The organism is Acinetobacter sp. ANC_7512 (assembly GCF_056779935.1).
Genome location: NZ_JBWYIX010000008.1, coordinates 154,114 through 165,115 on the forward strand (window position 1 = coordinate 154,114; position 11,002 = coordinate 165,115).

Genomic DNA, 11,002 nt, shown 5'->3' on the forward strand with positions numbered 1-11,002 from the left:
TGATGTGTATGCTGAAGCAACATAGTGAAATAAAAATGATTTGGTTGATGCTACTCATCATAGTAGCGATCAGTACTTGGGTTCTAGCGTTGCCGATCATTACGTTTTTATGTGTTGCTGCATTCCTCATAAGTGTTATGCAATATGCCCATCATATTGAAAAACCGCTTACCAACATTGAGCAACAGACTCATTATTCGAAACAGAATACATCACGATTGCCCTTATATATTTCGTCATTTCTTGCACTAATTGGCAGCTTGTTTGATTGGACATGGTTGGTTGGATTAGGTTTAACACTCTGGATTTATTTTTTTCTAAACTGGTTGCGACAACTTGAGGGACGATTAATTCAAATCGGTGCTTTACAGGAAAAGCTAATAAAACAAGATCCAGACGATCAGACCAGCATCACAAGTATTTTACAAGGTTCAGAGGGAATCCAGATAAATCAGCAGGATGATTTGGGTTTTGGGGCGCAAATCAGACGATGGATCTTTCATGGGAACCCTGTTCTCAAAGTTGCGATTACTGTCCTAGTGATTGGGATCGTCTTATTATTGAGATATATGGTTGAACATTGGACCTTAAGTCTTTCAATCAAACTTTTGGCTGTTGCTGTCATCGCCGTCATATGTGTTGCCTTTGGTTATCATATACAGAAAAAAAACCGCGGCTTTGGTCTTGCTTTACAAGGACTGGGTTTTGCGGGATTGTTATTAAGTATTCTATTTGCTTATCACTATGATCTGTTAAATCTCATTAATACGATTACGCTTTACAGCTTGAGCATGCTGTCGTTGGTCATACTGATTTTAAAACAGCGGTCAGTGGAGCTTTCCCAGATGGGAGTTTTGGTTGCTTATATTGCACCGTTCACATTACCTCATGCAGATTTTTCCTCAGCTCAATTACTGTCTTATTATCTAGCGGTCAATAGTGTTGTAGGTGTAATTTGTACATTACATCCATGGAAAATACTCACTCAAATAGCGTTGCTGCTCATTGTTGTTATCGGTGGTGGTTATGCCTTTTTGAATGGCGGTGTTGCAGAGAGATTCGTTTTATCCTGTCTAGTTATTGCACATGCGAGTGTATTTATTTGGTTGGGTTTCAGATTTAACCAGCTCGCTACACATCAAAATCAGGCTCATTTAGGTCAGCGTATTATTGACTCCGCATTGATTTATGTCAGTCCCTTGGTCGCATATGCATTTTTACATCTCATGTATTTAGATCAAACATCAGTTCAAATTGCCTTGTGTTTGGGTTTTGCATTGACTCACTTTGCGATTTTTAAAGTTGTGCAGCACGCAAAATTTGATACGGCGATTAAACAAAATTATTTAATGTTAGGTTTTATTTTTCTAAGTTTTATCCCGCCGATCTTGATTCCACAAGCATGGAGTGTGATCGGGTGGATCATTGAAGGACTGCTTATTTTAATGTGGGGCTTGCATCGTGAGTTTAGGGTAGGGCGAACATTAGGTTATGCGTTGTTAGCAGTTGGATTATTTTCGTATTTATACTATTTGATCGAGTTAGCATCAATTCCAAATATCATCCCATGGTTACTAGGTCTAAGTTATATCCTTGCGATTGCGGTCTCCAATGTTGTGATGCATTATCAAAAACAGCTGACACTGTCAGATAAAATTTTCCTGTCTATTTTTTCTTTTTTTGCGAGTCTTTTACTGCTTTATCAAGGTGTGGAAAGTTTTAGTGAACCGATGAGATTAATCTACACACTTGCATTCACAACTGCGATTTATTTTGCTGCTAATTTAGTCTTACAACCGCGTCAAGTAGTCTCATGGTCATGGTTATTACCAAAATGGTTGGGGCTGATTCCTATTGTAGTGTTCGCAGCTATTATGCTGATCGATCAATACACTCAAGGAGTCATCGTCTGGCAGTCATTTGGTGAGCAAGGCTTGTTTATCTTGGCTTGTTTGGGCCTGAGCTATCTGTGGTTAAAACCAATTTCCAATGCTCAGTATGAAAATGAATGGATCGCCTTTGGTGGACTCGCTTCTTTAGCTTGTGCCAGCGTGGGTGTAGTTTCAATGTCACCTATGATGGGAGCTGTCCTTTTACCGTTGATACTTTATGGCTATAGTATTTTTAAAACACCAGACTTGAATAAGCTTTGGTTAACAAAGACCAGCCTCATTTTATTGTTGTGCTGGATTGTCAGCTCACAAATTTGGGTGGTAGAACCTTTTTGGAAATATTTTATCCCAATCTTAAACCCTATTGATGTCGTCAGTCTGGCTGGTTTGTGGGTGCTTATTCAGATGCTTTGCAGTCAAATCAGAATGGGGCTAGAGCGAACACTTGGCGCATTCTTGATCTTACTTGCTGTGCTATGGGTAAGTAGTTATGTACTTCTTAGAGCCTTACATTTTTATTTTGCTACACCTTATAACCAGTGGATCATTTGGCAAGATTCTGCAGTGCAATTGGCGTTGACATTATTGTGGGTGGTCATGGCATTCATTGTGATGAAATATGCCGCTGTCATCCATAATCGAGTGGTATGGATGCTTGGTGCAAGTATTTTGGCGATCGTGACGTTTAAGTTGGTGTTGTCAGATTTATCCCATATCGGCACTCTAAGTCGAGTTTTATCATTTTTAGGCGCGGGAGGATTAATGTTGATTATTGCGTACATCGCTCCAGCGCCAGAGCAAAAACGAGTAGAAGAGACTAATGCTTGATCCTGAGATCAAGCATTAACCTTAATTCATTATAATTTAGGCTCTCTTTTGATTTCCTTATCATTAGCGTATTGGTCTATTTCCTCATCTGTCAACGAGGGTTGTGGAGGGCGATCAACAAAACCCATTTTAGGTACAGGAATTTCAATATGGTGATCAACAAAACCGTTTCGAATCCGCTCTTGCATTTCATCACGCACTTTTAAAAAGTTTTCCTGTTGGCACCAAATGGCGAATAACAATTCGATTGAAGATTCACGGAATGCGGTTACCGTTACAGCAGGTTTGGGATCTGCTAACACTAAAGGATAGCTGTTTGCCACTTTTAATAAAACTTCTCGTACTTTAATGATGTCTTCATGAAAGTTGATTGCAAGTGTAATGGGGATGCGCCGTATCGGGAATTTAGAAAGGTTGTGTACGGGAGCACGAATTAATTGCTCATTAGGTAAACGGACATAGACATTATCTTGAGTCAGTAATTTGACAGACAGTAAATCAATGGAGATCACTTCACCTTCGATGGTATGTCCACGAATTAACGTAATTTGAATGGTGTCACCAATTTCAAAAGAACCTTCACCAATCAAGAATAAACCGCTGATCAAGTTCGTCGCAGAGGTTTGAGATGCAAAACCCAGCGCTACGGTCAAAATACCAGCGGCACCTAGAAATACACTTAATTTAAAACCTGCTTCTTTTAAACTCGCCATCACAAAGATGAGGAAAATAAAATAAAAAATACCGCGCCGCCATACCAAACGCTGATGAGCATTAAATTTGGCGCCGATCGTTCTCACAAAAGTATTGGAAACGACTCGAGCAAAAAGGAATCCAATAAAGCAAAGCACAATCGCAATAATAATTTCAGTTAGGCGATCCGTATTGATATTGGTAAATATACTTTTGAGGCTATCAGCAATGGTGCCGGTAAGACTATCTGCCATATGCCCCCCTTAGAAGAATGAATCAAACATGTTAAATAAAGTACTACCTGGGGCACGTGCTGGATTGACATAAATTACATCACCAGCCAATGGTGGGGTGCGATTTTCAATACGAATACGTGCTGGTCGATCCATCCCTTCGTGAATGACTTTAATTTGTGACGTCCATAATCGCTCTGTACTTTCACTATAAAACAAAGGCAGGGCAGGAACAGGTACATTCATTCGATCGAAACGGAGTTGATGTCCACTGACATTGTGAAAGTCAATTGGAGTGACTGCACGAAATGCACGTGGACGAAGTTGTTTGAGTTCTGTTCGACCATCAACTGAAGTGGCGTAACACATTTCACCACTGCGTTGATCAGGTCCGAACCATGTATCTTTAGGCATAATGACCGGTATATCGAATAATGGGGTCTTTTGACTTTCGACATAACCTGAAAGCCACAGAGGGGTACTAATATAAAGCGTGCCACGTTGACCAGCTGGAATGTAAATTGGGTCTACAGGACGGATCACCACAGATCGATCTGCAAGACGTGGTATCAATTGAATTTTAGGGTGAGTTTCCCTGAACATGTAACGTTCTACATGCACTGGACGAGGAAATGAAAAATGGGGGTCATCCATTTCCTGCCACTTTTGTTCGTAGTCGTATTGAATTTGAGGACGGTAGTACTCCATGCGCCATTCTTGTAAGCCACGAGTGAGTCGAAAGAGCAATGAACCAAATTGCCAAGCACGCACTTGATTGAGTTCAAAATGCTGCTCACCCCACCATCTTAAAGTCGAAGGGTTTTGCTCAAGTTTCTGATCTAGAGACAATAGGGAATATCCTTAAATAAATTCATTAAAAAACTGTCTTCACGCTGTCAAATGCTTAGAGTACACTCGAGGTAATTTTAATCATGATTATCATCCCTTATGCAAGTACTTAAACAAATACAAATACCGTATAGTTTTGCAAAAAAGCATGGCGTTTTGTTGCGTTATGAAGGGGATCAAGTTTTTATTGTCCGTCGTCAAGATACTGCTTTGATTGCTTTGCAAGAAGCACGCCGTTACGTGGGGCGTACAGCCCAATATCAATTGGCGACTGAACAAGATTTTAGTCAGTTACTCAGTTCAAGTTATGCTGGCGAGACAGGCGAGTCTCAGCAAGTGGCTGCTGGTTTAGAAGATCATCCTGACTTGTTAAGTTTAGCCGATCAAGTACCTGAAGCAGAAGATCTGATGGATCAGGAAGACGATGCTCCGATTGTTAGATTGATTAACGCATTATTGTCCGAAGCCATTCGAGTGAGTGCATCAGACATACATATTGAAGCTTTTGAAAAAAAGTTATCGGTTCGTTTACGTGTTGATGGGCAACTTCGAGAAATCGTGCAACCACGTCGTGAACTTGCCCCATTGTTAGTTTCACGTATTAAAGTAATGGCAAAACTTGATATTGCTGAAAAGCGAATTCCTCAGGATGGTCGTATCTCTTTACGACTGGCAGGTCGTGAGGTGGATGTCCGTGTTTCGACTTTACCCTCTTCACATGGTGAGCGCGTAGTAATGCGTCTTTTAGACAAGCAAGCAGGTCGTTTAAATATGACCCATTTGGGTCTGATGAAAGATGATTACGAGCGATTAACCCAATTAGTGCATCGTCCTCACGGTATCATTCTCGTGACCGGACCGACAGGTTCTGGTAAAACGACGACACTTTATGCTGCACTCTCGGATTTAAATGACGGATCTAAGAATATTTTGACCGCGGAAGATCCAATTGAATATCAACTTGAAGGTATTGGACAAACTCAGGTTAACACTAAAGTGGATATGACATTTGCGCGTGCATTGAAAGCGATGCTTCGTCAAGATCCCGATGTGGTGATGGTGGGGGAAATTCGAGATTTAGAAACTGCAGAAATTGCTGTGCAAGCATCTTTGACGGGTCACTTGGTATTGTCGACGTTGCATACCAATACTGCGATTGGTGCAGTGACGCGTTTAAAAGACATGGGAATTGAGCCATTTCTTCTGTCGAGTTCTTTAATTGGTGTGATTGCGCAACGATTGGTTCGTACTTTGTGTTCGCATTGTCATAGTTGGCGTGCCGCGGATGACTTTGAAAAAGAAATTTTTAAGAATGTCCATGATGGTATTGCGCTCAATCTGCCTCAACCAGAGGGGTGTGAACATTGTGCGCATACAGGTTTTAGTGGTCGTACCGCCATTTATGAAATCGTCCCTGTTGATGATGGAATGCGCCGTCTGATTCACGGGAATGCTGCAGAGTTTGAAGTTGAAAACTATGCTCGCCAGCAGTCAGGTTCGATACGTGATGATGGATTACGAAAGGTGCTTGAAGGTAAGAGTACATTAGAGGAAGTACTTCGAGTAACAAACGAAGCGGCGGAGTGATTCAGAGATTATTTAATAATTCTCGATAAAACGAAGAAGCGCTGATTTGAAATTAAGCCCGAAAGCTGAGGATTCAACAAAAGAGCCCAATCGGAGATGAAAGGGCTTCTTTTATATGGTTAAACAACTGATTTTAAATGCGTTCTAACATGAACTTAACCTACAACGCTAAAAAAGCTGAGATGCAATATGCATATCAGCGTGATTTTTAGGATTGAAACAACTGGATCAAACAATCACATTCAAGGTCACATCAATATTGCCACGTGTTGCATTTGAATATGGACAAACGATATGAGCAGCATCTACTAGCTTTTGAGCTTGCTCTTTATCCAAGCCTTCCAGATGAATATTTAAAGTGGCTGCTATTCCAAAACCAGTTGGAATAGGACCAATACTCACTTCACCTTCAATATAAGCATCTGGTGTGATTTTCAATTTATCGCGGTTGGCAACAAATTTCATCGCACCTAAGAAACATGCAGAATAACCAGCAGCAAATAATTGCTCTGGATTTGTTCCACCACCGGGACCACCCATTTCTTTTGGTACAGCAAGCTGAACATCTAAAATTTGATCTGATGATGTAGCACGACCATCACGCCCACCAGTAGCTTTTGCATGTGCGGTATAAACAACTTTTTCTAATGACATGATTCCTTCCAGATAGAGTATAGGTGAATATCTATACTCTCTGATTTAAAAGGAATGATAAGCGGTAATTTTGTAAAGCTTGGTATTCAATTTTTTATGTGTGAGCAGGTCAAAGCTGAATAAGTTTACGATGCTGAATTAATGGCATCGATTCTCTAATTTTTTTCTGTTCATCGATGTCAAACGGAACTGTAATCATTTGAGCACCTTCTTCAGAGATGATATCTAACAATTGACCACGAGAATTCGCAGCACCAGAGTGACCCCAGGTTTGTCTTTTTTCACCGTGCCACCCTTGTTGAGCTGAGCCTAAAACTTGGCATTGACTATCCATGGCACGAGCTTGTAAAAGTAATTGCCAGTGCATTTGACCTGTCGTGTAAGTAAAAGCAGAAGGTGCTGTTAAAATATTTGCGCCTTGTGCGCGCAGCTTTAAAGCAAGTTCAGGAAAACGAAGGTCATAGCAGACCATTAAACCAATATTGCCAAATGGAGTTTTAGCAATGACGGTTTGATCACCTGGTTCAAAAAACTTAGATTCTTGATATCCACCTACCGCATCACCGACTTGAACATCGAATAAATGAATCTTGTCATAACGTGCTTCTGTCTTTTCAGGGCTAATACAAAGACTGGTTGTTCTGACACGACCATCTGGCACAATGGTGCCGTCTGGGCGAAAAGGACAGGGGAGTGTCCCAGCAACAATCCACATTTGATATTGATGAGCAAGCTGTTCTAAACGAGATTGTATTTCTTCAAATCGTTCAGCAGTCTCACGCTGTTTGCCTGCCGCAAAACAAACGAAATTCTCCGGGAAAACGATCAAGGAGGAGCCTTGATCCTTACTTTTTGCTAACAATGATTCAATGACTTGAAAGTTATTTTCAATATCATTTTGGGAGTTCATTTGGGTGACAGAAAGTAAGGTTGTCATGAGGTTCTCCTTAAGCGCTCAGTATGCTTAAGAGAATATCAGATGCTGTGATCGATGGTATCTTGTTGTTGTTCTAATTGCTTAACCAAAGGCTCGAACATATTTTGGTTATCAGCATTTAATTTCATTAATGTACGATGAGCATCTAATACAGTTGAAAGCATTGCATTATGTGTGATGTGTTCGTCCAATAAAGCGCGCGTGCACACATTCGGATCTCCGCAATAGTTTAAAATTACGAAAACCTGACCAAGACCCATACTGTTCGCAAGTGTAGTGATATCTGGGTTAGTAGATAACATAACAGCTTGAACTTGATGCACTTGTTTGAGCTTTAATCCTAGTTTTGCGAGGATTCCAAGCACAGTACTGTCTATGAATGTAGTTTGGGTTAAATCAACAATTGCGCCTACGACGTTTTGTTGTTGTTCAATCCGAGATAATAATTTATCAAGGCTTATACAAGATTGAGCGCGCACTTCTCCAATGAGTTTGAAAATGTGCGTACCATCCAAGCTTGCATATTCAACATGACCTGTTGACATATAAATGCCATTTGCAGAAAGGATGCTAAAATTATCACATAGCGCAAGTCGATACTCAAGTAGTCTTCAGTCGTAGATCGATTTATAAACAGCTACACTATTGATTATTAACTTAATTTAGGCGTTGGAAGCTGAGTATTGCAATATCATCTGCAACATGTTCAGGAACTTCGAATGATTGATTTTGCAAGTGATAGACCAATTGTGTGAATTGTTCATTCAATCCACCATCAAAAGGTTCAAGTGCACCATCTGAGCAAATAATAAAACGAGCTCCACGATTCAACGTACATTCAAACTCTTCAATTTCGAGATCTTCAGTAAGACCTAAGGGAAAGCTGCTGGTGTTGAGGATGCGAGCATCCTGATTAGGTTCAAAGATAATTGCTGGAGGGTAATGCCCTGCGCTGGACCACTTAAGCTGGTGGGTCTCTAGATTCAATGTGCCTGCAATCATTGTAATATGCTTTTCGATGTTCTCTTGTAAAAGCATGCCATTAAGTTTTTTGAGGAGTTCTCGTGGGGTTTTCGATCTACCGTGAAATGCAGCCATCCAAGAGGTAAGAAGTGAGCTTGTTACACCATGCCCAGAAACATCCGCGAGATAAAATAAAATTTCACGATCACTGAGTTTCCAATAATCATACCAATCACCAGATAAATAAGCAGACGGTTGAAATAAAGTCTCGACTTTATAATTAAGTAGATCGATTGGGTTGGGTAATAGTTTTTTTTGTAATTCAGCTGCGGAGGGCAGGTCGCGGCTGTCCTGATTACGTTTGTATTTTGCTTCAATTTTAGCAATCGATTTTGCGAGGTCTTTTGGAAGACGATCCCAAATCCAGCCAGCGAGTGCACCAAGTTCCCATGCTTGCGAGAGTTGAAGTCCCTCATCTGCATGACCTATCACGATCGTAGGGAGGGTCCATTTATATTGCAGAAAATCATTAACATCACTAATGGCAATGATGGTTGAATCGTAAAGATGAAGATCATCTATATGAATCATTTGTAAACTCGGCAGAGCCTCTAGAACGCTATCTAGAAGATGGATGTCACGAGTGGGTTGAATGAAATACATAGATGAAAGAATCAATCCTAAATGCTTTATTTATAAAACTATCTTAGACGAACTTATATCGAACGCCAAGTTAAAGTCTAAAAACAGAAGATTTAGACTTTAACTTGCATATGGTTTCTATTCGGATTCCATAGACTCATCCATGAAGGATTCATCATCTGAAAAATCATCTTCAATAAATAGTCCAGAACCCGTTTCTAAACCGCGTTTTTCAGCAATAACATAGTTTTTTCGTTGTAAGTAGGCATCACGCATTGCTGCATACTTGTCACCTTGCAAGACTTGTTCAATCTCTAAAAGTTGAGCACGTGTATCTAATGCGCTAAGTGCCCAGTCACTATAATAGATGCGATCATGACCATCGAGTAAATATTTTTGAGGGCGTGCCTGACTATCTACTACGCGACCAACAGTATCACGGAAGGTGCTTGGTCCCATAAAAGGAAGAACGAGGTAAGGACCAGAAGGGACACCGTAATAGCCTAGAGTAGTTCCAAAATCCTCATCTTCCATTGGCAGAGATAAGCGACGTGCAGGATCAGCGAAACCAAGCGTTGTAATTGTATTTAATGTAAAACGACCAAACGTTTGTGCGGCACGTTTAAAGCGACCTTGAGCAACCTGATTTACAGCATTCCATGGCTCACCCAAATTGTCTCGGAAGCCACGTAATGAATCTCTAACTTGTTCTGGAACTTTATCAGCGTACTGCACGGCTATAGGGCGCAAGACATTTTGATCGACAACATCATTAAATGCGTAGATTTGTCTGTTTAAAGGTTGAAGTGGATCTTTTTCATTTTCAGGTAATGCTGCTGTTGCATTGACTTTGAAATTATCAATTTTTAAATTTTTTAAATCTTTGATAGATCCATTGGTGTTAACTGAATTTTCTAAAGCTGGTTGTGAAGCCTTAGCAATATCGTTGTTTAAAGGCTGGTTATTATCATTTGAGGTAGACAACTTATCAGATGTTGATAATGCAGTATCGTCAGCAATTTTATTGCCTGCAATCTCAGGTTGTTTGGCGTAAGCGGGTGCTGCTAAACCAATACTTAACATACTGACCCAAATAAGTTGAGAGTACTGCATAAAAACATCCTAGAATAAAAGCTGAATATTAGTCTTATTAAATAAATAGTAAGTACGAACAGAATAACGCCATTATAGCGAGAGTTGAAAGCAGTTTACTAAAGTATATTTGCACAAAAAATGTGAATTAACCGTGAAAAAAGAGTGATTTTGTAGAAAATATAATCACTTGTTAAGAAAATATAATTAAATTTTAAAAAAGAGGTTGCATTGGATATGAAATACTGTAGAATGCACATCCATCGGCGGTGATGTTGATTAAAACTTGTTGAAAAACAAGGGTTTAGCTTAATAGGTTGGATCTAAGTTTTGAGAATGAGTTAGAAAATAAATTAACATTGCTAGTTGACTTTCTGAAAAGAAAGGGTAATATAGCCGACCTAGCTTGATGCTGACGAAGCATTAAGAAGATCATTAAGAGATTATGAAGAACAACTTGTGTGGATTTTTACTGGTTGATTGATCGATATATATTATCATTAATAATTGGTAGAAATTTCTCGAAGTTTATTTGAGCAATTTTTTTGTCAGTAATTGATGAGCCAAGATTGGTACCCTTTAGGTACTATTGATTTTAAACTGAAGAGTTTGATCATGGCTCAGATTGAACG

9 protein-coding genes are annotated in these 11,002 nt (G+C 39.8%); 2 read left to right on the forward strand and 7 right to left on the reverse strand.

Translation table 11 applies throughout. The features are described from left to right. Positions 1-8: 8 nt before the first annotated feature. Positions 9-2,720, forward strand: a complete 2,712-nt coding sequence (locus AC1M9H_RS09405) for a DUF2339 domain-containing protein (protein ID WP_481613258.1) — start codon at positions 9-11, stop codon at positions 2,718-2,720. 29 nt (positions 2,721-2,749) lie between these two features. On the opposite strand, the gene AC1M9H_RS09410 is transcribed toward AC1M9H_RS09405, so the two are convergent. Together AC1M9H_RS09410 and AC1M9H_RS09415 are read right to left on the reverse strand one after the other, a co-directional pair. After that, complete coding sequence (locus tag AC1M9H_RS09410; RefSeq protein WP_180028502.1) at positions 2,750-3,667, reverse strand: mechanosensitive ion channel family protein; 918 nt, start codon at positions 3,665-3,667, stop codon at positions 2,750-2,752. A 9-nt stretch (positions 3,668-3,676) separates the two neighbouring features. Further along, complete coding sequence (locus AC1M9H_RS09415; RefSeq protein ID WP_092768367.1) at positions 3,677-4,495, reverse strand: hypothetical protein; 819 nt, start codon at positions 4,493-4,495, stop codon at positions 3,677-3,679. 99 nt (positions 4,496-4,594) lie between these two features. Here AC1M9H_RS09415 and gspE point away from each other — a divergent pair, with 99 nt between their 5' ends. Then, entirely contained in the window at positions 4,595-6,082 is a 1,488-nt protein-coding gene (gspE, locus tag AC1M9H_RS09420) for a type II secretion system ATPase GspE (protein WP_481613259.1), read from the forward strand. A gap of 228 nt (positions 6,083-6,310) precedes the next feature. On the opposite strand, the gene AC1M9H_RS09425 is transcribed toward gspE, so the two are convergent. The 5 genes from AC1M9H_RS09425 to AC1M9H_RS09445 form a co-directional block, all read right to left on the reverse strand. After that, positions 6,311-6,736 carry an organic hydroperoxide resistance protein gene (locus AC1M9H_RS09425; protein ID WP_179998598.1) on the reverse strand — a complete coding sequence of 142 codons (426 nt, stop codon included), beginning with the start codon at positions 6,734-6,736 and terminating at the stop codon, positions 6,311-6,313. A 109-nt stretch (positions 6,737-6,845) separates the two neighbouring features. After that, entirely contained in the window at positions 6,846-7,673 is an 828-nt protein-coding gene (locus AC1M9H_RS09430) for a carbon-nitrogen hydrolase family protein (RefSeq protein WP_481613260.1), read from the reverse strand. Between the two features lie 38 nt (positions 7,674-7,711). Then, the gene (gene gigB, locus AC1M9H_RS09435; RefSeq protein WP_035268529.1) at positions 7,712-8,218 is read right to left on the reverse strand and encodes an anti-anti-sigma factor GigB; all 507 of its coding nucleotides are present in this window, start codon (positions 8,216-8,218) and stop codon (positions 7,712-7,714) included. A gap of 112 nt (positions 8,219-8,330) precedes the next feature. Continuing rightward, positions 8,331-9,299 (reverse strand): RsbU family protein phosphatase GigA, encoded by a 969-nt coding sequence (gigA, locus tag AC1M9H_RS09440; RefSeq protein WP_035268527.1) that lies wholly within the window; start codon positions 9,297-9,299, stop codon positions 8,331-8,333. 117 nt (positions 9,300-9,416) lie between these two features. Next, positions 9,417-10,391, reverse strand: a complete 975-nt coding sequence (locus AC1M9H_RS09445; protein ID WP_481588734.1) for an MlaA family lipoprotein — start codon at positions 10,389-10,391, stop codon at positions 9,417-9,419. Positions 10,392-11,002: the final 611 nt, after the last annotated feature.

Bases quoted from the DNA above. Each gene is read 5' to 3' on its own strand.
- AC1M9H_RS09445 (WP_481588734.1), bottom strand. From the start codon at position 10,391: ATGCAGTACTCTCAACTTATTTGGGTCAGTATGTTAAGTATTGGTTTA.
- gigA (WP_035268527.1), bottom strand. From the start codon at position 9,299: ATGTATTTCATTCAACCCACTCGTGACATCCATCTTCTAGATAGCGTT.
- AC1M9H_RS09410 (WP_180028502.1), bottom strand. From the start codon at position 3,667: ATGGCAGATAGTCTTACCGGCACCATTGCTGATAGCCTCAAAAGTATA.
- gspE (WP_481613259.1), top strand. From the start codon at position 4,595: ATGCAAGTACTTAAACAAATACAAATACCGTATAGTTTTGCAAAAAAG.
- AC1M9H_RS09405 (WP_481613258.1), top strand. From the start codon at position 9: ATGCTGAAGCAACATAGTGAAATAAAAATGATTTGGTTGATGCTACTC.
- gigB (WP_035268529.1), bottom strand. From the start codon at position 8,218: ATGTCAACAGGTCATGTTGAATATGCAAGCTTGGATGGTACGCACATT.
- AC1M9H_RS09425 (WP_179998598.1), bottom strand. From the start codon at position 6,736: ATGTCATTAGAAAAAGTTGTTTATACCGCACATGCAAAAGCTACTGGT.
- AC1M9H_RS09430 (WP_481613260.1), bottom strand. From the start codon at position 7,673: ATGACAACCTTACTTTCTGTCACCCAAATGAACTCCCAAAATGATATT.